The sequence below is a fragment of the Erythrobacter sp. JB3-1 genome (genome assembly GCF_057364995.1).
Genome location: NZ_CP200289.1, coordinates 716,882 through 739,240, shown reverse-complemented (window position 1 = coordinate 739,240; position 22,359 = coordinate 716,882). Strand labels below are relative to the sequence as shown.

At 52.6% G+C, this 22,359-nt stretch carries 17 protein-coding genes; 6 read left to right on the top strand and 11 right to left on the bottom strand.

Going from position 1 to position 22,359, the window contains the following annotated elements:
• The first annotated feature begins 119 nt into the window (after nt 1-119).
• Nucleotides 120-1,088, top strand: a complete 969-nt coding sequence (locus AC0V6M_RS03475; protein WP_486137473.1) for a replication-relaxation family protein — start codon at nt 120-122, stop codon at nt 1,086-1,088.
• Nucleotides 1,089-1,582: 494 nt separating this feature from the next.
• Here AC0V6M_RS03475 and AC0V6M_RS03470 read toward each other — a convergent pair whose 3' ends face one another.
• A complete protein-coding gene (locus tag AC0V6M_RS03470) occupies nt 1,583-1,882 on the bottom strand; it encodes a hypothetical protein (protein ID WP_486137472.1) in 300 nt (99 codons plus the stop codon).
• A gap of 163 nt (nt 1,883-2,045) precedes the next feature.
• A complete protein-coding gene (locus AC0V6M_RS03465; RefSeq protein WP_486137471.1) occupies nt 2,046-2,399 on the bottom strand; it encodes a helix-turn-helix transcriptional regulator in 354 nt (117 codons plus the stop codon).
• 354 nt (nt 2,400-2,753) lie between these two features.
• Between AC0V6M_RS03465 and AC0V6M_RS03460 the strand changes: the two genes are divergently transcribed.
• A complete protein-coding gene (locus AC0V6M_RS03460) occupies nt 2,754-3,911 on the top strand; it encodes a type IV secretory system conjugative DNA transfer family protein (protein WP_486137470.1) in 1,158 nt (385 codons plus the stop codon).
• A 196-nt stretch (nt 3,912-4,107) separates the two neighbouring features.
• Nucleotides 4,108-5,658, top strand: a complete 1,551-nt coding sequence (locus tag AC0V6M_RS03455) for a recombinase family protein (RefSeq protein WP_486137469.1) — start codon at nt 4,108-4,110, stop codon at nt 5,656-5,658.
• Between the two features lie 434 nt (nt 5,659-6,092).
• On the opposite strand, the gene AC0V6M_RS03450 is transcribed toward AC0V6M_RS03455, so the two are convergent.
• A complete protein-coding gene (locus AC0V6M_RS03450; RefSeq protein ID WP_486137468.1) occupies nt 6,093-8,216 on the bottom strand; it encodes a hypothetical protein in 2,124 nt (707 codons plus the stop codon).
• Nucleotides 8,217-8,498: 282 nt separating this feature from the next.
• On the opposite strand from AC0V6M_RS03450, the gene AC0V6M_RS03445 reads away from it, so the two are divergent.
• Nucleotides 8,499-10,265, top strand: a complete 1,767-nt coding sequence (locus AC0V6M_RS03445) for a bifunctional helix-turn-helix transcriptional regulator/alpha/beta hydrolase (RefSeq protein ID WP_486137467.1) — start codon at nt 8,499-8,501, stop codon at nt 10,263-10,265.
• Between the two features lie 387 nt (nt 10,266-10,652).
• On the opposite strand, the gene AC0V6M_RS03440 is transcribed toward AC0V6M_RS03445, so the two are convergent.
• From AC0V6M_RS03440 to AC0V6M_RS03425, 4 genes are all read right to left on the bottom strand, one after another.
• A complete protein-coding gene (locus AC0V6M_RS03440) occupies nt 10,653-11,006 on the bottom strand; it encodes a potassium channel family protein (RefSeq protein ID WP_486137466.1) in 354 nt (117 codons plus the stop codon).
• Nucleotides 11,007-11,028: 22 nt separating this feature from the next.
• Nucleotides 11,029-11,466 carry an SRPBCC family protein gene (locus tag AC0V6M_RS03435; RefSeq protein ID WP_486137465.1) on the bottom strand — a complete coding sequence of 146 codons (438 nt, stop codon included), beginning with the start codon at nt 11,464-11,466 and terminating at the stop codon, nt 11,029-11,031.
• 126 nt (nt 11,467-11,592) lie between these two features.
• Complete coding sequence (locus AC0V6M_RS03430) at nt 11,593-12,606, bottom strand: hypothetical protein (protein ID WP_486137464.1); 1,014 nt, start codon at nt 12,604-12,606, stop codon at nt 11,593-11,595.
• Between the two features lie 385 nt (nt 12,607-12,991).
• Nucleotides 12,992-13,516, bottom strand: coding sequence for a hypothetical protein (locus tag AC0V6M_RS03425; protein ID WP_486137463.1), 525 nt, complete (start codon nt 13,514-13,516; stop codon nt 12,992-12,994).
• 111 nt (nt 13,517-13,627) lie between these two features.
• Here AC0V6M_RS03425 and AC0V6M_RS03420 point away from each other — a divergent pair, with 111 nt between their 5' ends.
• Complete coding sequence (locus tag AC0V6M_RS03420; RefSeq protein WP_486137462.1) at nt 13,628-14,002, top strand: RcnB family protein; 375 nt, start codon at nt 13,628-13,630, stop codon at nt 14,000-14,002.
• A gap of 241 nt (nt 14,003-14,243) precedes the next feature.
• On the top strand, nt 14,244-15,188 hold the full coding sequence (locus tag AC0V6M_RS03415) for a hypothetical protein (protein WP_486137461.1): 945 nt from the start codon (nt 14,244-14,246) through the stop codon (nt 15,186-15,188).
• Between the two features lie 89 nt (nt 15,189-15,277).
• On the opposite strand, the gene AC0V6M_RS03410 is transcribed toward AC0V6M_RS03415, so the two are convergent.
• The 4 genes from AC0V6M_RS03410 to AC0V6M_RS03395 all read right to left on the bottom strand — a co-directional run bounded on the left by AC0V6M_RS03410 (nt 15,278) and on the right by AC0V6M_RS03395 (nt 22,155).
• Nucleotides 15,278-16,951, bottom strand: a complete 1,674-nt coding sequence (locus tag AC0V6M_RS03410) for a putative bifunctional diguanylate cyclase/phosphodiesterase (protein WP_486137460.1) — start codon at nt 16,949-16,951, stop codon at nt 15,278-15,280.
• A complete protein-coding gene (locus AC0V6M_RS03405) occupies nt 16,908-17,666 on the bottom strand; it encodes a hypothetical protein (protein ID WP_486137459.1) in 759 nt (252 codons plus the stop codon). The genes AC0V6M_RS03410 and AC0V6M_RS03405 overlap by 44 nt, the downstream gene beginning before the upstream one ends.
• Nucleotides 17,667-17,900: 234 nt before the next feature.
• Entirely contained in the window at nt 17,901-20,171 is a 2,271-nt protein-coding gene (locus tag AC0V6M_RS03400; RefSeq protein ID WP_486137458.1) for an nSTAND3 domain-containing NTPase, read from the bottom strand.
• Between the two features lie 127 nt (nt 20,172-20,298).
• A complete protein-coding gene (locus tag AC0V6M_RS03395) occupies nt 20,299-22,155 on the bottom strand; it encodes an ATP-binding protein (RefSeq protein WP_486137457.1) in 1,857 nt (618 codons plus the stop codon).
• Nucleotides 22,156-22,359 lie beyond the last annotated feature (204 nt).

Below are 22,359 nucleotides of genomic sequence, written 5' to 3'. Positions count from 1 at the left end.
GCGCTGAACATTGCGGCTCGCTGCTGACCTTGCCCGCTCACTTCTGACAATACCGCACGGTTACAGGCTTGATTTACGTGCATAAAAGGGCGGTCCTTTAGCAATCATGAGGACAATCCATGCCCCAAAAACCAAAGCGCGATGCCCTTGGCCGCCGATGCCGCACCAAGCCAATCTCAACCGGCAAGCGCATCACCCCGCAGCCGCGCGACCTGCTCTGGTTTGAAAAACTGGCCGAGCACGGCCCGCTGCCATCCTCATTTCTACTCGCCTTTGCAAAAGACACTCATGCTAGCGAGAAACGCGCCAAGGAGCGGCTAACCGATCTGTTCAATGAAGATCGGACACCTGACAAAGGAGCCTACCTCACACGTCCAGCGGAGCAATTCCGCACGATCGATGCCCGTTACAATCAGCTCGTCTACGATCTCTCGCCAGCATCCATCAGTGCCTTGAGAAAGACCGGGTGCCCCATACGTCCCACAAGGTCTGGGCCGTGGTGGCACAGCCTGATGGTGAGCTGCATTACCGCGTCGTTTGAGCTCGCTTGCCGGGCTCGTGAAGATGTGAACTACATTCCGCAATCCAAGATCCTGGCCCGCGCGGATGCGAGCTTGCGCTGGCAGGCTGAGATCTGCGATCCAGATAGCGGCGCGACTTACACAAAGGGCTTGCTCCCCGATGCCGTGTTTGGGCTTGAATACACAAGCGAAGCTGGAAAGCGGTTCCGCTTCTTCGCGCTGGAAGCCGACCGAGGCAGTGAACCGCTGCGTTCGAGCGAAATCCACCGCAAGAGCTTCGTAAGGCATTTGCTGCAATATGAGGACTATGTCGAGCTAGGCGGATACCGCGATCACTTGAGCCTCACCGCACCAATGGTTGTGCTCAATGTGACGACCAGTCACGTGCGAATTGAGCGGATGCTGGCGGTCGCTGATGAGCTTTTTCCTGAGGGAAACAGCTACCAGCTGTTTCGGACATGGGAGGCGTTTGGAACGACACCTAGCCCGCCGTCACCAAGTTTTGGATTGCTTTCGCATGATTGGAAGCGCGCTCAGTTTTCCGATCTAACCATCGCTCGTTGCTGATGCTGAACGACGAGCTTGATTCGCGTCTGCATCCGTAATCGGTGCAATTATTCTCATTGTCCGTTCGGTATGTTCACCTATGTTCCAATATTTTTAGTCTATTAAAAACAATTATTTACCCTAGTTTAATTGACGGCAATTTCGCTGAATTCAAGAGGAGAATCTGAAAATGGCACGCCGCAAAAAAGAACGCTTAGGAGTTGTTGAAATCTTGGGTGCTGGGCTTCTTCGCGAAGGTCTCGCTTTGGGTAAGACCGCCACGCGCGAGCTAGTCGAAGCCACGGACATCATGAGTGGACCAAAGAGGAACCGCCGCGGGCGCTACCGCTAAACGTCAAATGCAATTCGTGTGAAAAGGGCGCCATAATTTGGCGCCTTTTTTGTTTTGAGCATTAAGGCGGCCTGTCTTTTTGAAGGCAACTATTGGTTCTGGCGCTGTGCGGCCACAAAAAGCAGCGCCTCTTTGCGCTGCTTTGGTAACGTACTTATTGATCCTACATCTCTTGTGCGAGCAACATCGCTCCACCTTCAACGGCTTGCCGCGCCAACGCGGCAGCTTCGAAAAGCACAGTGTGATGCGGCTCCTTCTCGAAGAACTTTCTTGTCGGCACTTTCTCCCGCAATTCGGGATACTTTAGAGCCAAACTGGCAGCTTCATCATAGCGTGTTTGGTGCAAGTGCTCGCGCGACAGCTTGATGACTTGCACGTCATGGCCCGGCAATATCGCAGCGATGGCATGCAGCAGGACGAGAGCTTTCTTGCCCTTCCGCGTCCCCGCTTCAAAATCTTCCATGACCACAACGTTTGGACGAAGCAATTCGATAAACTCGGCTGCGAAGCGCACAGCGCTGACGACATCTCGCGCCGCCTTGCACGAGGTCTGCCAAGTGGCGAGTTGTTCGTTTTCGATCAAAACGAAGCTAATTCGCCGGTATCCGACTGCAAATGCCAGATAACTAACCGCTCGCATGTTTCTGGGTTAAGGCGGCAGTCAGCTCCTTATCCAGTCGTTTCAGTGTGTTGTCTCTGTTAAATTCGGCTTGAGGATCGCCGCTGCACTCCGGCAAATCAGGCAGGCTGCGAAACAATGCCTCACGCGCGGATCGCATCAATCCTTCATAGTGCGGAGCGAAGGAGCGCTTGTAGATGATCGATAATCGGCACAATTGCTCGATCGTTGGTTGGACGATGCCGTCTTCAAGTGCGGCGACGTCCTTACTGCCAACTTCAAGCAAGATGCACAGGTCGCGCTGGGACAGGCCCGACTTCTTACGAGCTGCGCATAGATCATGCGCAAATTGTGTGTTCATGACTTGTGTTTGGTTAAACTGATAAGTCCACTATCAAGCATATCTCACAGTTCGCAAATGCGACCAGTCCGCTTGAGATTCCCAGTCCCCATATTCGTGACCAGATGTGTGACAAGTCTCCCAGTAATTCCCTGACCAACCCGCGTTGAATGGGCCGCACATACAATGCACGGAAAGGCTGTCACCTTTCCGAACATACAGCCCATTCATCGCGGGCGGTAATACTGCGCTATCTTGTCCGAAAAGGAGCCTAACGCGCCACTGCCTGGCCTGACTAGTCCGTTCGGCACCACACCACATGGCATGATGCCAAGCGGACTTCATTTACAGTCTCGCGCATAGCACTCTGTGCCAATGTCTGCATTCATAGCCCTGGGCAACGCGGATACTCGCCGCGGGCCGCAACCTTTTGGCCTCGAGCTCAAAGATCGCCTCAACCATCAGTACATTATCGGTCAAACCGGAACGGGTAAGTCTACTCTCCTTGCTCGCATGGCGCAGCAAGACGCCATTCTTGGCAATGGCTTTTGTCTAATTGATCCCCATGGTGATCTGGCCACTGAACTCTCCACATCGTTGCCGTGCAAGGTCATCCATTGGCGCCTGGGAGACCCATCCTGCCCATTCGGCTATAATCCGCTCACTCGCGTTCCTCGGTCAATGAGGCCTTTGGTTGCCTCTGGTTTCATTGAAACGCTCAAGAAGCAGTGGAGCGGCGGCTGGGGGCCAAGGATGGAGCATCTGCTTAGACAAGCCGCCCTCACTCTGCTTGATCAGCCAGAGGCGCAATTAAGCGATATCGTGCCGCTTTTCACAGACAAGGAATTTCGTCAGCGGGCGATCACGCACATTTCCGATCCACAATTGGTGATGTTCTGGCGCAGCGAGTTTGTCAAGATGAACTACCTCTCGACAATGGATGGCGTCGCACCGATTGCGAACAAGCTCGGCGCTTTTCTTGCAGACCCAATTGTCCGCAAATCGGTGAGCACGCCCGATCAACCGCTCCGGTTTCGGAGGATCATGGATGAAGGACAAGTGCTTGTTGTGGATCTTGCAAAAGGCCGCGTTGGTGCTGACATCGCCAATGTGATTGGCGGGCTCATCGTCACCAATATCTTCAACGCGGCTCTATCGCGTTACCAGCAGCCACTGGAACAACGCCGTCCCTTCTTCTTCTACATTGATGAGTTCCACAATTTCACCACTTCCACCGTCGCTGACTTGTTCTCTGAGGCGCGTAAGTACGGCTTAGGGATTTGTGCCGCGCATCAGCACCTTGGCCAGGCGGACCAAGCAATCATCGATGCCGTGATTGGAAATGCCGGAACGCTCATCTCCCTGCGCATTGGCGCACAGGATGCGCCCCTGATCGCGCGCCAGTTCGGTCAAATCGAACCGCGTTATTTTGCTGATCTGCCCAATTATCGCGGCTTTGCTCAGCTTATGCGCGGAAATTCCAAGCAGCGGCCGTTCTCCTTCAGCACCACACCGCTCGTCACGAATATGTGAATTCGGCATCGTGAGCGGACTAGATTGAACCGCAGCGGCTTCTGTAAATTGAAAGCATGGACGAGCGACTTCAAGAATATCTAGAATTATGCCGACGAACCTACGAACGACATGCGCGCGAAGGCACTTGGCCTTGGCCCTTGGATTCGACGAATTCTGAGGATGTGGTAGATTCAGATCAATCAAATGACGACGTATGAAACGGTACTACGCCTACATCCGCGTCTCCACTGCACGCCAAGGTGAAGGTGTGTCGCTGGAGGCGCAAAGAGAAGCCATCACGGGTTTTGCGAGTCGCCATAACTTGCCAATTTCGGACTGGTTTACCGAGAAAGAAACCGCCGCCAAGCGCGGTCGAACCCAGTTCAATGCGATGGTCAGGCAGCCGCAACGCGGACAGGCGCAAGGGCTCATCATTCACAAGATTGACCGGTCAGCGCGCAATCTCGCGGACTGGGCTCGCATTGGCGATCTCGCTGATGTCGGGATTGATGTTCGCTTCGTAACTGAAAGTCTCGATTTCGGTTCTCGTGGAGGCCGGTTGGCAGCAGACGTGCAGGCGGTGGTCGCTGCAGACTATGTGCGCAATTTGCGCGAAGAAACCATCAAAGGGATTACGGGCCGACTAAAGCAGGGGCTTTATCCGTTCCGTGCGCCTATTGGCTATCTCGACAACGGCAAGGGGCAGGTCAAAACTCTCGATCCTGCGCGGGCACCTTTGGTGAAGGAGGCGTTCAAGCTGTACGGCGCACGGCAGCATTCGTTGCGCACGCTTCTGACGCATCTGCGAAGCCGCGGGCTCACCAATCGGTCTGGGGGACAGCTTTCGATGTGCGGGCTGGAGACCATGCTCAACAACCCGTTTTACACCGGGGTCATTCATATCAAACGCACTGGCGTGACCTACAATGGCGCTCACAAACGTCTGATCACTCCCGCATTGTTTGAGCGCGTACAAGCTATCAAATCTGGAAAGTCTGGGCCAAAGGTGACGCGGCATAATCACACCTATCAAGGTGTCTTTCGTTGCGGTTTGTGTGATGGTCCAATGGTGCCTGAGCGGCAGAAAGCCCATGTCTACTACCGCTGCAAAACAGCCGAATGCCGCACCAAGTCCATGCGAGAAGATCAGTTGACGGATGCCGCGCGTGGCTTTCTCAAGAGAGTTCAATTGACCGATGCAAACTTCGAAGAAGCACTCCGGCAGATCAACGAATGGGTTAGAGAGCCGCGAGATGGAGATGCGGAAAAAGTATGGGCCTTAAAAGCTGCGAACATAGCAGATCGCAAGAACCGGCTAACGGATGCATTGATTGATGGAATGATCGACTGTGATGCCCACTCCGTGCGGATGAAAGCACTAGCGATCGAGGAAGAAGCGCTTCGGGCCGAGCAGCAGGAAGCGCAAGATCGCGAGGCGCAGGCAGCCAGCCTACGTAATATGGCCGAACTGGCAAAAAACCTTTGTTTGAGCCACGATTTGGCTTTCGGACAAGATAAGCGCCGGATCATCGAATTGGCCTCGCCGAACCCGCGAGTGGCCGAAAAAGAGGTCTATTTTGAGCCATATAATTGGCTTGAGGTTATGAAAAATGACATGGGTGTCCTCTCTGGTGCCCCAGCCCGAGACAGAGATCGAACATTTTCCGCCGTCCTCTCGGGGGTGCCCGAAAAAGAAACAGTGGCCGAACTGCTAAATATGCAAAATGCTGTTGAACCGAAGGCTCGTTTTGGGAAGGCTGCTTAAGCCGTCCTCTCTGGTGCCCCAGCCCGAGACAGAGACCGAACATTTTCCGCCGTCCTCTCGGGGGTGCCCGAAAAAGAAACAGTGGCCGAACTGCTAAATATGAAAAATGATGTTGAACCGAAGGCTTGTTTTGGGAAGGCCGCTTAAGCTGTCCTCTGTGGTGGGCCAAAACGAGACAAAGACCGAACTCACTCCGCTACACAGAATGACGTAACAGGTGGTCGGATAAAGACTCTTCGAACAGTTATCGTCTAGTAGTGATTTTCTTGAATTGGGTCGATTGCGGAGTGTCCAGTTCTTGCCTCTGAGGTCGCACAATCAGACATTCCGCCAACGACCCACTAGTGGCCATTGCCCAAAACTATACCTTTGGCGCAAATCCAAACCGATCTCGACGGACAGTATTTGACGACGTAGAAGCCAGACCGAACCGATCAAGATGGCGGAGTTTCAATGGTAAGGAGTCCTTTGTCGGTCGGATCAGCAACCAACATTTTCATAAGGTACGAGAAGGCCCCAATCCGATTAGTTTCAATATCTCCAGTATGAACCATTCTATAAACATCGACTGGTTGTGGGCCTGCATCCATACTTTCGCGAAGCCTCTGATCAAGAGCGTTTGATCGCGCAAGATCAGCAAAGGACTTCCCAATTCCAGCGGCCAAAGCAAGCGAAATGCCAGCGCCGATCAGGACCGCCGAACTGGCAGCCAGCGGTGTCAATCCGATACTGGCTGCTGTTGTTTTGGAGACAACTCCAGCGGCGACCGCTGCCGCCATTGTTGAGCCTTTGCCAATGCCATTTGCAATCACAAATGCTGGAGTGACCACTGCGGTCAACTTTACCCCGCCAGAGACCCCCAGTGCGACTGTTTGCCCAAGAATTGCAGAGGAAGTGAGTCCGATGGCAGCGCCTGCAGTGGTGATCGTTGTACCAACCCCAACGGCCGCACCAATAGCAGCAAGATCGGCTCCCATCTTGCCAAAATCCGAATTCGAGTATTCGGGCAAACTCGCCGCAGCGGCTGGCGCTAGCAATGCTTTAATCGCTACGAGACCCTTCGCCGAAATCTGCATCGGGTTGGAGTTTTGTGATTGAAATTCATCGACGCTTGGAATGACAGGAAGAAAGTTCGCAGCGGTCGCACCATAACCATATCCAGGCGGAGGGGAATATGGATTTTGCCCATTGAATTCGCGCCAACGGTCATAGGTGATGCCATCAACGCGATAGCGTTCATAGCTCATATAAAATTCGAACACTTTACGAAAATTCATCTGCGAGGTACTCGGCTCGCTCGCTGCCAACGCAGTGTATGCGACCCCAAGTAGGTGCGGGATGAACTCATATCGCGCAATTGGATCAGATCTGAGTTTGTCTAATCGGGCATTGACCGATTGCGCGGACACCGCCTGCCCCTCATCCTTTAGCTGCATCGATGCCGCTTCTCGCAAGATGAGTGCATCGCCGAGGCCGAAGAGCGCTTTTGCTGGATGCTGGTCAGAGATATCAGAGCTCCAGAAATTGCCCGGAATTGGCCGCTCGATCGATTGCCATCCTGATCCACCAGCAATGGTACCGTTTACGCCCGTAGGTATGGGAGCAGGTCCGCCATTGTTTGATTTCCAAGGAGAACCGTATTGCGCTCTATGCGGAATTACTTGCACCCGATTAGCCGCAGCCTCTTCAGCATAATAAAACCCCTCAGTTGCTGAGACATATTTTGGATTCAAATTTAGTGTCCTGTCCCGCGTAGCCTCGACCCTGTTTCCTCCGGCTGCGACCCCAGATTGGTTGGGAGCCAATCGGCCCGAACTGACATTGGCTTGCAGTTCTTGCGGAGTCGCCAGAACCCATGCCCGCTCTCGTGCAGCAACCATGGCATCCGACTGGGCACTGCCAAAACGCAAGAAGGTCTCATGGAACTTAACTTCCGGACCGCATTGAATGGCTGGACCATTTGGGAGATAGTCGAATTGTCCTGCCGGGCAATTGCCAATGTGGGGTGTTATTGTCGCAGTGCCGGCCTGGAAAATCTCGATAGGAGGCGGGTTAGCACCGGTTGTCGCAACGGTTGCTGACAAGGCGTTTGAGTCAGGAGCGTTTGCATCTACGTAGAGAATGCCTCTAACAAGAAAGTCTGGAAGGTCTCGGCTTCGGAAATTTATGCCGCGCTTTGTCAGCCCAATAGGGCTTTGCAATGGTATGGCGTTCGTTCCATCAGACAATCTAAAGGCCACGCCGCTGACATGAAGCCCTAGTTTCCCCCACGCGTTTTCGACTTCTTCAGGGGTTGCGAGCCGCCATCCATTCTCTTCCAGGACACGATCGACTTCTTCTTGACTTGCGACTGACATCTTATGTGCTTCTACGACGTTGAAGCAGCCACCGGAGTCGCTTGTAGCTTGTCCGGCTGGGCAATCATCCACAATGGTCAGCGTACCCTGCGCCAAGTCCTGCTGGGCGCTCGCTGCAGTGCCTGTTCCTGCAAGTACCAGTGCTGTGGCCATCGCTGAAAAAGAAATGTGCGTGAAATTGAGTTTGCGTGAATTGGTCATTTTTAGCCCCCAGAGCTGCTACGCAGCGCAAAAAATCAATATCTGGGCGAACCTGAAATGCCTGCGGCAACGGACTCACCAGACGTAAAGATCAAGTTAACCACCGCCGCACAAGACCGCATCATCCATATGAAGGATAAACCAAAAAGAACTGGCCTTTGGCCCTGAATGTGATCAGAGTTAGTTCGATTTTGGGCCTAAATTTGAGTGCGTTGACATTCTAAAGTTGAGGGCATTTGGGCAGTCTCCTGCTAATTCGCCATACGGCTTGGATGTGGGCAAATGTTGAAAGCGGGACTTGGCATGAAAGCGGATGGCACAGAGAACGAGTTCGATGTTACCGACCTCTACAATCTGGTGTCCGAACCAGATCAGTATGACGCTTTCATGCAGTCGCTTTTGACCAAGTTGGATGCTCTTCAGCAAGGTAAGAATGAAGCTCAGGGCCAGCCGCTTGGAAGCCATTGGGGCAAAGCCTCGTTGCTGCTGGATAAGGTTACGCCTTGGCGCAACGAGACGAAAAGTGAGCTCGACGCATTTCTCGCCGGAAAAATGCAAGCGATGCTAGCCATCGATGGAGAAGGAAGCATCGTTGGCGCCAATTCTGCAGCCCGGAGCCTTTATGATTTGGGCCCCAGGGCACGGCTTCAAGACATGCCCCTTTCCAGCGCTGATTGCGCTACTTTGCAGAAACTGATCAGCAGTATCATCGCCGGCTCGCGGCGCGGGAACAGTCCAAATAATGTGCGACGTTTCCAGAACCAGCGGACTGAGAAGCCCTTATTGATGACATTGGAGCGTCGCCATGATGAATATGAGGATCGCCATCTCACGATCATAATGACGAACGACATTTATTGGCCAACTTTCCTTGGCCCGATCTTGCAGGATCTGTTCAATCTCACGCTTGCGGAAATAGAGGTCATCCGGTTGATGCTGGGCGGCCATAGGGCGAAGGAGATAGCCGAGGCGCGAATGGCTTCGATCACTACCGTTCGCAGTCAACTACGTGCTATTTTTTCCAAGACAGACACCACGTCGCAAATTGAATGTGTCCGGATGGTCATCGGTTTGGCGCTGATGCATGATCAGGATGATGGCAATTTGATTGCCGCGCGCCTGCAAGCTGAGGTTGAAACAGCCCATTACCCACGTGAGAGCCAGCGGCGAATCTTCAAATTGCGAAACGGACGCCAAATCGATTATTCGATCTTCGGGGTTGAAGATCTGAACAAGCGGAAGGGAACGGTTCTTTTTTACCATGATCAGGCTCTAGGCGACACATGGTTCAAAGAAGCCGTAGCAGCGGCGACGCGCGCCGGGTTGCAGATCATTGCGCCGCTGAGGCCCGGTTTTGGCAGGACCACAATTTATCAAGGCGAAGCGAGCGACCCAAAGGTCTTTGCTCCAGACATAAAGCTGCTGCTAGACCATTTGAAGGTTGATAAGACAGCTCTGATGACTTTGCGGTCTGGCTTGGTCCACGGCCTTGCCGCTGCACAGATAATGCCGGAACGCATAGCCAGCGTTACTGCGGCCAACCCGATCTTGCCTGCTATATGCGATGCAGATTTGGAGGGGACGAACGGGTACAATCTTTTGATACCCAAGACCCGGTTGCACTTCCCTCAGGCCTTGCGCTTTTTATGCAAAGCGGGGTTTGCCTTTGTCACAACCAAGGGACCAGAAGCCTTCGCTAGGGCAGTTGTGAGAGATTCACCGAGAGATTATGAATGGGTAAGCCGCCCTGAGATATTACCAGTGATCATTTCTGGCCTCCCCGTTCATCGTGAGCAAGGTTATGTCGGAAACTACGGTGATATTGCTTATGCCGACGACTGGACCGACTTGTTGCGCGGCACACCTGTCCCCGTCCGATTAGTAATCGGCGAGCATGACCGCAACGTCCAATGGACCGCTGCGCGCTGCTGGGCGGGCGCACTAGATCATGTTGAGCTGCACGTGCTTCCCGACAGCGGCTATTTTGTGCAACATCAACAGCCTGGCCAATTTTTGGCGTGGTTGAAGCAAGACCTGGGAGTCTTTTAGGTTAAAGAATCGCTGGTCATAGGTGATTTCCCGAGCATTGAGTGGTGCGACTTATTCTAAGTGCTAGCGACGTCCGCTTCCACCCCCAGAATGCGATGTTTGGTCTTGTCCATAACTGGGCCGTCAACAGACGGTCTGACTTTGGCGATCGGGCGTACAAGAGCCAACCGAATGGGAAACCGGTTTACGGGTCCGTACCCTAGTCAGATTTGCGGGTTGCAACCCGTACAAGCGAAGTTCGCTGTTTGCGCAGAAAACTTGACATTTAGAAACTACGGACTGCCCACAAATCCCATAACCTTGTCGTCAGTTACATAGTGAAAAGCAACTTATGTGGTCGGCCGGTGTACGCCATTGCTTGGGAAAACACGCAATGGATCGACAATATTACTTCTTCGTCCTGTCCTTTTTACGCTTAACGACCGGGGTTTTAATGAGCGATGTCGCAATTTGGGTCATCAAGGCTACAAAGACGCCGATGCTGATTATGGCATAGAATATCGTAAAAATCCGCGAGATTGGCGTTGTTGGGCTCAGGTCACCGAATCCGATCGTCGCGGCTGTCATGACACTAAAGTAGAAAGAATCCACCCAGCTCCATCCTTCGACAGAATGGTAGAAGGACGCCCCGGACAAAAGGATGATAGATGCGAGCAAAAGCGTCGCCCTGAAATCCGGGTTTGTCCACGAGAGTGCGATCCCTTTTAGCAACCGCGCGAAAGTCAGTCCAAATGAAAGCATCAGTTTCGGTGTCCTCTTGTAGTTAAAATTCCAGGATTACCTTTAGCCGCTCCAAATACCCTTTGACCCAGTGCGAATAAAGCTTCTGTGTAAAATATGTTGCGAAAGTCGAGCCGTCATATTCAGTGTCCAGCCTGTACTTCAGCAGCGTTTGCTGTTCCTCAATCTTTACGACTTCGCGCCGACCCATCAGAGGAAGGTCGGCCCCTTCCGTTGAGACGAACTCAAAACACTTATCCGGTTCATGCACAGTTATTACGCCCGGAGTGTTCAGCCTTCTTCTTTTGAAAAAGAGTGACTTTTCCATCATATTCATTCCGACTGCCATTGGGCCATCAACGTCCATCCGGACGACTTCGGAGCGCCAAGTGGGATCGAGTGTCAAGTTCGAGATATACGAAAATACGGCCTCGGATGGGCGACTGATTACGATTTCCTCGGCTATATTGATCATGCTCATCGAAATTCCTTCTTGATAGTTCGATCCATATTGCGGTCGCACAATCCAAATATTTGGCGACCCTATAAAAGCAGTAGTTGGCACGACCCGCTTTCATCACACCGTTCTCGACTTCTGTGTCGCCCCTTAACCGTCATCGTACCCCTGATATTGGTCATCTTCGCGTATGGTGAAGACTATTTCGTGCAGTGCCTTTGTTTTGAACTCCTGCGTTTCGCCAGCCTTGGTGATCCGGATGGTTTCATTGCCGATGTAGCGGTAGGCGGGTTCCCCATTGGGTGCGCATTCTCTCAAGGGCCGCTCGACCATAACAAGGTGATCTTGATCTATCTGGAACTCGATCTCGAAATCGCCCTGAGAGGCGTTCATTTTTAGGGTTTTCCCATAGGGTAACCCCAGCTCACTCTCGCTCGCGGGGACCATATTCTCAACCGATCCCGTCATCACCAGGCCTTCGCGATTGAAGACCGGATCAATAACTGCGCCATCTTTCGAGAAGACAAGACAACTTAGCTGTGGGTCGCCTTCGCGCGGGATCATGACCGAGTAATCCACGGAGTATTCAGGTGTGTGCAGCTTGCCCCAATACCAATTGCGTTTCCCGGCGGACACCGGGACCTTGCCCCAGTTATGATCGCGGTAGCCGCTTCCTTTGACCGTCGTCTCGACCCCGTCCTTGATAAGTGTCCCTTCGACGCGCCCTTGCGGCACTGCGATGGTCCAGCCCATGGCGGCCATCGCCATTTCTTCGGGCGTTTTGCCAACTACCCAAGATGGAAAGTCTTTGTAGAGTTTCAGGTGAACCCCGTGACCATTGCAGAGAGCCTTAAGCGAAAAATGGTCACCTTGATCGATGCAAAAGTCATCGCCGATATGGACTTCGCATTTTTCGTAAGACAGGCTGACTTGATCGTCAGAATAGCGGACCAACTCACTTATTTCGCGACCGTCGGGCGCGAAAATGTTCAGGCGGACAGTCGGCTGTCGCGGCGATACGCGGGTATCATTGGTGGACCACATCACAACGACATGATCGCCGGTGTCCAGCTCAGCATCGAAATACCACCATTCGAAATCCGTCTCCCGATTTTCCATCGGGAATTTCAGGTGCATCGCGTCGTGTTTTAGAAAATTGGCCATATCTGCCTCCAAGTTTTGTGCGTCATTCGGCTAGGTTTGATCAAACCCGCCCGATACATAGATGTAAGTTCCGCAATGTTTACCCGTTTGGAATCGGGGAAACGAGTGAAAAATTCGTCCCGGAACACCAACACGATCTGGCATGACTTGAACAATGATAGGTTCAGCGGGATCTTTGCAATCCCTGCTAGAAAACCGACGACCAGGAAGCGCCCGCTCCTGCTCATCGAGTGCTTCAGACTATGGGCCTTGAGGAACGAGGCCCATTTGCGTGTGATAGAATGGGAGCCCCGATCGGCCGATTGGCGGCTTTGGACCAAGCGGTTTGTCAACACGGCCTGACCTTCGGGCAGAATCTGAAACAGTCGTTGGCCGGAACGTGCCCTTATCTGTCTGGCCTGCGGGCCGCACCGAAGTACATCTGTTCCCAGAGCGCCGGATCCTCGAAGCTTTGCACGAATTCGCGGTTTGCACGCTTCTCGAGCGACGCCGTGCCTTGGAGCCGAATATGCGCGGAATCGATGCCCATAGCTTTCGCAATCTCGCGTTGTTTCAAGGGCGGGCCATCAGTAAAAACGTGCTGAACGATGGCTTCCTCATGTTTGAACGCGATCGTGTATTGAGTGTCGCTGTCCGTGTAGGTGTAGGTCGAGAGGCCTGCGATAGGCTTGCCTGTTTTGTCGTCTGTGAAGTTGTTGGCTGTCGAAAACTCGACCTTCAAATGGTCGTCAACAGTTTCTTCAGCGAAAGCCATAGCGTGGCCGATGCCAACAGCCTGACGCTGGACAGCTATCCGTCCGGCTTTCTCGATCCGCCAGGACGCACTTTCGAGATCAAATTCCGAAAGATTTCTTAGACCGCGTCGCGCGGCATCGTGCCAGATTGAAGTTCGTTTTCTGGCTGGAGCCACAGTGCATCCACAATCGCATGCTAGATCACAGATTGTCTGACTAACTAGTTGTTTTCAGATCGATCGTCGCTCCAGTAGGGCCGGTAAAATATCAGATGGAAGGATAGAACCATGCGTAGTCTTATTTCAGGAGCCTTAGCCCTCGCGCTTGCATTCCCCACCGTAGCAATTGCTCAGCAACGAAACGATCGGCAGGCGCAAACCGAGCATTCGGAGCGCACGATGCAGGCACAGCAATCCAGACAAAGCAGTTCCGTCCGTCAGGGCGAAACGAATAGACAGCAAACTGTCAAAGCGCACAAGTTCACAAAAGGCGAACGATTCGACCGCTCGCGCGCGCAGAACTATCGCCGTATAGATTATCGCAGCCATGCCCGCCTCTCGGCTCCATCGAGCGGGTTTGTTTGGGTTCGCTCCGGCAACGACGCGTTGCTGGTTCGTTTGAGCAACAATGTGGTGGCGCGGGTCGTAAGCAACGTTTTCTAGCTGAAGTCAGGATTGTTCCCGCATCGGAGATAGCAGCAACTGCTTTTCGATCGCTCGGGCGGTTGGCATGCCGCCGTTTGGTGGCGGTCGTATAACGCTAGAAAGTGGGCCGACTGCTGACAGTCCGCTCCTAACCGATCGACCTTCAAGAGCTGACCTTCCGCTACCGACCCAATTGCGGACATTGAATGTGACAGCATACTGATCCATAGGCATCGCCTAAGATCGCTGGGAGCCGAAGTTGAAATACAAACTCATTATGGGATTGGGCGCGGTTGCTCTGACACTTTCCACTCCAAATGTCGCAGAAGCGCAGTTTGGTGGTTTGATCCGAGATGCCTTGCCATCAATAAAGCTTCCCAATCCATTTGGGCGTAAGCAACCGATCTCCACTTCGATCAAAGATGCGGTTTACGCCGATCCGTCCCGAGATGATTTTGATCCGGGTACAGCGCAATCAATGACCCAATTGCCGCGATCGAGCGAGGGAGGGTTTGTGCTGGAGGCGGGCTACTACAGCATGATTGCCCAAACCTATTGCCTACGAGCAGGAACATACGGCCCGACTGGCGGTGATGGTTATCTGTATGCTCCAATGAAGGGATCGGCACGTAAGATCGTAACCTCAATCCTGCAAAATTCAAACGATCACCCAGACATCGAGCAGCGAGACATTCAAGTCTTGCTTTGGGCTGTTCTTTCACGCGCGAAGTTCGAGAATTTGAATACGCGGCTCAAAGTTATTGCGGCCCGTCTTTTGTCTCAGCGTCAACTCGCGTCAATGAACCGCAACGCTATCGATGTTTTGACCAGCAATGAAGTATCGCGCCTTGTCGGTGGCATGCCAGCGCCGATCGCAAAAATTGCCCGGGCGGAGGCTGACATGCGTCGCATGCTTTCCGGCGGATCAAGCTATAGAGAACTAGAAGCCGTGGCCGTTCTCGCCGGAATGGCGCCAATTGGTCCAGGTAGTATTGATGTCCCGGCAAATCGCTGGAGCTTGCACCCAGATGGCTATTGGGTCCGCTATGATCCATCGGGTTACAGCAGAACGACGGTAGAGATCTTCGTAAATCCTGAAAGCGATGGAGTTGGGGAGGTGTACGATCCAGCTAAGTCTGTTGCCGTACCGGGGAACACATCTAAGCAGCGCATTGGCCAATCAGGACGGCTTCACACAAGCTAAGAGTTTGGATCGCAAGCAGAATAGCGGCTTTTTGAAGATCGGGCCCTAACATCAGACTTGCGGATTGCGGAGGCACTGTCGCTTTGATGCTACTTTGTTGCGCGATGGCCCTCTTCGCGACCATTGTCGCCAAAGTCATCTGATGAGAGCGATAACTCGGGATCAACATCGACATTAGCGGCTGGAAGTAACGTAACATCAGAGCCTTTTGGGGCATTGGCTTTCATGCGCAGGTCGGTGAACTGCGAGGTCTGGCCAGGGCGAGCGAAGAGATAGCCTTGGGCTTCGGTGCATCCCTCACCACGTAGCAATTCCAGTTGCCCCTCTTCCTCAACTCCCTCCGCTGTTGTGACCATCCCGAGATTTGAAGCAAGACCTGTGACAGCACGGACAATCGCCTGACAATCGGGATTATCGGCAAGACCTGACACGAAACATTTATCGATCTTGATCTTGTCGAATGGGAAGCTGCGCAGATAGTTGAGGGAAGAATAGCCAGTGCCGAAATCATCAAGAGATATGCGCACGCCGAAGTCTCGCAGCTTATGAAGGGTTGCGATGTTTACGGCGCTATCATGAAGCAACACGTTCTCAGTGATTTCGAGTTCTAGTCGCTGCGGATCAATCCCAGCATGCGCAACCGCACCGAATACTGTGGGGATCAGATTTGTTGACCGCATTTGCGCTGGCGATAGATTGACCGAAACGTGCAAGTGCTCAGGCCATTTCGCAACCTCTTGCGTAGCATTCCTAATCACCCACTCACCAAGCTGAACGATCAATCCAGATTCCTCGGCAATTGGAATGAAATCGTCAGGCATGACCACACCGCGCGTGGAATGATTCCATCGTATTAAGGCTTCATACGACACAGTTTGGCCTGTGCCGATGTTCACCAACGGTTGGAAGTGTAGCTCAAATTCGTTGAGTGAAATGGCAGCGCGCAAGTCCATTTCAAGCTCGCGCCGCTCCTTCGCAGCCTTGTCCATGCCAGGCTCAAAGAACGCGAAGCGATTGCGGCCATTTTCCTTCGCTGTGTAAAGTGCAAGGTCTGCATGGGTCATGAGGACCGTTGGATCGACGCTCTCGTTAGCGGAGCAAGCAATTCCGATGCTGCAAGATGTGATCACTTGCTGTTCGTCAATCAAGCAAGGCTCACCGACACTCTCGAGAATGCGTTCGGCAATTCGTTCTGCTCGAGCGCTCGCATTCCCACCTTGAAGCAAAACGGCGAACTCATCGCCGCCCAGTCGCGCGACTAAGTCCTCACCGCGCACGACTTTCTCCACTCGCCTCGCAATCTCGCACAATAGCTTGTCACCGATTGGGTGGCCCAGTGAATCGTTGATTGATTTGAAGCTATCTAGATCGAGGCAAAGAACGGCAACCTGGCCATTCTGACCTCTACGTTTCAACGAACGTCGAAGCGTATCGTTGAACAGGAAGCGATTGGCTAGATCTGTCAATCCGTCATAGTGCGCCATGTAGCTGACGCGCTCCTCGGCGCGTTTTTGCGCCGTTACATCAGAGGCTACACCGCGCATGCCGCCATTGGCAGTTGGTTGGCCCGATAAAGTCCACCACCTCGGCGCGCCATCGATCACCAATTTGAGAGTAAGATTGCGAAATCCGAATGCGCCGTAGATATGCTCATTGAGCATGTCTCGCTCTTTGGACTGAATAAACAGAGTCTCGAATAGGGCGCCTGCGAGCAGGGCTTCAGCTCGCCCGAGCTGCTTCACCAAACCGCTTGGTTGGCTCAACAACATTTCCACCTTGATCGACTTGCCAGAGCCAGTCGGCTGATTGCTCTTCAAAATCATTCAAAAGCAGTTTGACAGTTTCGTTGCTCGTCGCGAGCTCCTCCCGCGCCTTGATCCGAGCGCAGAACCTTCGTTCTCTGACCTTCGCGCTGCGGATAAGAAGCACACAATAGCATGCCAGAAGCAATGTTCCCGAAATAGCTGGAGCCGACGGATGAACCCATAGTGAGGCTAGTCCGCCAATTCCGAGCGGAGCGATAAACATAATACCTGCGCGCGCCATCGACGTATATGTTGTAACTGATGCTCCCATCATCCCACTGCAGATCATCAGCAGCAACATGTATTGGGTGGGACTGGCAATCTGCGTGAACATAACTGTTCCCGCGCCCCATGCCATGCCGTTTATCAAAGCCACAGCCTCGATCCGCCGCGAATGAGTTGTAGCACGGACTCGTTGCAGTCTGTCGCGCTTGTTTTCGCTCAGAGCCCAGAAGCGCAGCGCTGTGCCAAGCAGGATCGCGCATGCCCAGCCAACTAAAGTAAGAGCTGTTTCAGACGACCACATCACTGCTGCTAAAATTGCAGCGTTGACCAGTCCCCCAACCGATGCGGCTGTGGCAAATCGGAAATTTTCTGCGACTTGTTCGCGCAGCACCGGATTTCTGTCGCAATCGGTATCAATTGCGCGCGAGTTTTGCCTCGTTTCTGTCATTTTTCGACCCTGTTTTTTAACGAGGCAACTAGGTCAAAACCTCTAACTCATAGTTAAGGTGTCGATATCTCTTAACTTTTGGATATCGAGTGATTGAAGGATGACCAAAGGAAACTCGATGGAGCGCCCGCTTTCACCCCCAGTTGCAGACATTGAACTGCGTCTCGAACTGGGCCGATTGCGGACCTTCCGCATTTGGGTTGGCGCGCCACGAAAGCAGCCGCTGACCTTAGCCTACTGCTTAAGGCCAGAAAACAGCGCGTCCATCGCTTCATCAGAGAATTCTTCTTCATACGAACTTGAGGGTGAGAAGCTTGGAGAGGTCGACGACATAGTTTCGTATTCCTCAATTTCGGCAATCCGCTCCTCGATTAAGTCCAATGCCGAGGATAGGCTCCAATCCGACACATCAGCGCGCGGTCCAAGCATCTTCAACGCCTCAGCTTGGTCGGAGAGATGGGAACTTGAGTCCTGATCTCGGCAATAACTGTCTACGTTGTCGATTTCATTAATGATCGCTGCTTTCAACGCGCTCTCGATTTCCGGACTTACCCCCTGGGCCTCTTCCACAGTATCAGAAACAGTTTTCAGATCTTCTGCCCACATTCCCCTCTTGAGCAACGTGACAATGGCACCCTCGAGCTGGGCCTTTAACTCGGGCATGTCCGAATGATCGCCGAAGTAGTCTCCGTCATCGATCTTGCCGATCAACTCGATCAACGCGTTGGCATCTCTCCACGCGTCAAAACCTTGCGGAGGATCACGCACAATATCGACGGCCGCCTTGAAGAACGTCTCGTTGGAGGTCTCTGACCACCATTCCAGCAATAGCTCTACACGAGCCGAGTTACTGGAGTCGGCGAAGACTATGCTATTACCATCGACAAGCCTTTGATATGGCCGCGACTTCAGAACTTCTGTTACGCCATGGAACTCTCGGGCAACGCTCTCCTTCGCGGGCGACAAGAGAAATTTTCTCTTGGTGAACTCCCAAACGGCAGATGCGAATCTGGCGGATTGCGAACTGGCTGCAGCCGCTGCGAGTAGCCCGGCATCAATCAAAAAGTCGGCAAGAAAGTCTCGGACCGAGGGATTTATGAAGTTGACTGTCGTGTCTTCGATATCGACGAAGCTACCTTCGAGGGTGCGAAGGGAATCTTCGAAATCCTGCAAGCCTCGAGGCAGACCAAGCTTGGAGCAAAGTGACTCATGAAGAGCCTCGAAAGTCTTTCGGAGCTCCTCAATCTCCTCGCCGAATGATCCAGAAAAGAAGAGCGCAATCAACAAGTGTCGACAGGCGTCGTTGATATGGCTCTTGAAAGCCACCTCCCATATCTTTTGTGGGTTGGCGAGAGCATGAAGAAATGTCTTGGGGTAATCTGCCGCTTCGAAACTTCCAATTTGGATGGCATCAGTCATCCATTCCACAATACGTGGGCTATAGTTCTTATGATCAACAATCTGAGGAATTTGACCGCTGTCGACCAGTGCATTGATGTGGGTTTGTGGCGTGTTCCCGACAAGAAGGTGGTTGTAGAGGATCCTGGCACGGATAGCGCGAGTATATGAATCGAGATCCAGAACATACGTGCTGATCCCGACGCGATCATCCGCCAGTCGGTCCGAGACACTTCGCGCCTCGTTGAGAATGTAAGCTCTGGTCGTCAAAACAAAACGCGCATTCGGGCTATTGCGTATGCGATTCATAAACTTGGCTAAGGCAGAATCATTGGCTGCAAGTGATTGGCGATCCAAGGCAATGGTGCCGAGAAAATCGTCGAAGAAGAAAATCTGCTTCTGCGAGTCCTTTATCCGTGCGAACCCATCCTCGAGGCTACGGATTGCGATGAATTCCCAACCATCGCCAATATGAGCATAAGCCAACATCTCGGCGAGCGTAGTTTTGCCAACACCCGGCGGACCAGAGACAATCAGGACATGGTTCTTCTCAAGTATCGATTGCGCATCAGCAAGGCTCGGATTTTGTGCGTACACTCGCACTTTTGACTCAATCTCAGCCATTGTGGTTGCGCTAAAGGCATGCGAACTGGCATTAACGACAGCATCAAGGACATGACTACTAGACAACCAGAGTTTGAGATGGGCACGTTCGACATCACCGTGACTTTTCAACAGTGCATTCAGTTCATCAGGACCCACGATGTCGCTTGGTGATAAGAGTTTTGGTCCTATAATCTCTGCGAGTTTTTCCTTTCGAGGAGGTGTCAGCGGGCAGGATGTCGCGAGTATGTATCGATCCATTTCTAGCGCATCGATGGCAGCGCGTTCCTTCTTCATTTTCGATTTCAGGGCAGAGAATCCGGAATCAATGTAGTGCTTTGCCTGAAGAATCGTATTGGCTTCGCTTGTAGCGTGTCGACCATCAACGCCGCCATCGGCGCCCTTAGCGAACGCCTCAAACTGGATGCCAAGGCTCTTGCCGATAAGGTCGCGGGATAAGTCTTCAAAGTCCGCCGGAAGAAGGGTTCGAAAATCGTAGGTCAATTCATCCTCAATTACTCGCGCCGCGTCCGCGAGCGCTTCTGTCTTATCTAAGCTTCCTATTGGGGTGATGCCTCAAGCACATATGAGTTACTAGGAGTTGGAGAACCGAACGAAGCACTCAGTTCGCTCACGTCACTCTTGCTCGAATAGCCTCCATCCATTCCCTAATCTCACCTTGTCCATCTCGCTGCTCAAGGTCGGCAGCCGACATCCGGTCCATGACGACCGTATTGAGGCGTTTCTTCGCCCTACTTTCCTTTCTACCTTTTAGCTCCTCGGACAGTACAGCCCATGCATTCGGCGAGCCAGATTGCACATGCACTTGCTCCGCGAACAGCATGGGCACGTCACTCCAATCCGTACATTCCAATGCAACTCCGAGTTCATCTTCTATGGCAGTTGGGTGAAGGTAGTTTTCCATTTCTCGCTTATTGGTCAGAAAGGCGACAGAATTGTCTCCTCTAGCATTAACGTTATCTACCTGGACTTGGTACTTGGGATCATCCTGATCGTCTCGGTCATAGATATGCACTTCAACCAATTGGACATTGGCTAGGTATCGCTTGTCGACCCAGTGCTTCAAATTTCCGCCGCCGGTTACAACCCAAGCGATACGATGATCCTTCTCAAGGTCGATCAATGTCGGATCAATCTGGCGCAGTTTCGCGCTCGCTCGAATGAGAAACTCATAGTCATGAGGCCCCTCAATATAGATCGCAATTTGTGCGCGCTTATCGGGAAGCAAGCCAAGAGATTCGACAGCTTTTTCATAGGCGTCTTCGGTTCCTTGCTCGATAATCGGATACCCATCTTGGTGGCGTGTAACTAACCGGATGCTTTCAACGGGAATCTGAGCAGCAACCGCAGGAACGTGCGTGGTTAGTAGCACTTGGGTATGTGGGTCGACGCTGAGCTCCAACAGGGCCCGTATCAGCATCGCTTGATTGTCTGGATGTTGGGAGCTTTCAGGTTCCTCAACTGCGTAAATGACTCGCCGTGAGTCTGCTGTCTCCCGACGGCGTTCAGCTTCCGCCCGGAAGAAGTTGAGCAGGATGAGCCGCCTTACTCCACTACCCCTCTTGTTGATGGGGATGTCATTGTCGCCAGTGAGGGTTAGCTTGAATCCGTCCCACTTAGGCTCCGCCTTAAATGTGGGATTGAGCTGACCAGCTAGCTCGCTGTCCATTTCGGTAAGTTTGGCGATGGTGCGTTGCGCCACTTCCATGACACTGATCCGGACTTTCTCGCGAACCGCCTCCAACTCATCTTCTATATCCTTGATCGCAGCCTGAACGGCGATCTTCATCGGGTCAGAGACCTCTGGGTCGTCATCCTTGCTTGGACGATCGGCTTGGAAGAGCGCGAATACGGGCAATCCTTTCTGGATCTGGTCCCAAACCTTCTTTCCATCATCTTCCTTGAGGGGTATCTCGCGTCCAGCAAGGGCAAGATCACCAAGTGCATCTCGAATGGCTTGTCGCAACGACACATTCGATCTTTTATCAACATCGGCTAGGTCGGCTCCCACTTCGCCAGCGCGAGTTTTGAGCTGCGCATTTTTGAGTTGGAGCAGGTCGGCAGCTCCTTCCGTTACCGGATGATGAGCCCTAGCAAAGATCTCGGCTTTGGGGGCTGTCCGCAATCCGCAATTGTATCGCTTGAGGATTTCTAGATCGCCATCAGCATTCAGCAAATGTTCCTCAGACCAAGTCGTCTCGGCATGGGCGTCAATGGTCAATCTTGTGGGTAGGCTGTCGAAGATGCATGCAATCTCTACGAATTTGTCATCTTCAGTTGCGTGCACACAGCAGTCGCCAGAATCTGGTTTTACCAGCTCGGAGTTGAAGAAAATTTCCAATGCTTCGAGCAAACAGCTTTTGCCGACATCATTCCGCCCGAGGATGGCAGTTAAATCGTCCAAGAAGAGCGTCGTTTCGGCTTGGTAGGCTCGAAAATTTCTGATTTTTACTGCTTTAAGTCTCATGGCAACCTTCTTCGTACTCAGAAATATTCATACGAATAGCATGACGAACTTGAGCGCAGAAGGGCGAGCCGGGCTAGAAAACACACCCCGAGCAAACCGAATGAGTCTGAAAAGCTATGAGCCTGTTGCTTTAGCCCCGACAAGCGCAAAGGTAATTAACGGCAGCTCTTAGGCCCTTGTGGGATTAGTGTCTGTGTCCGAGAA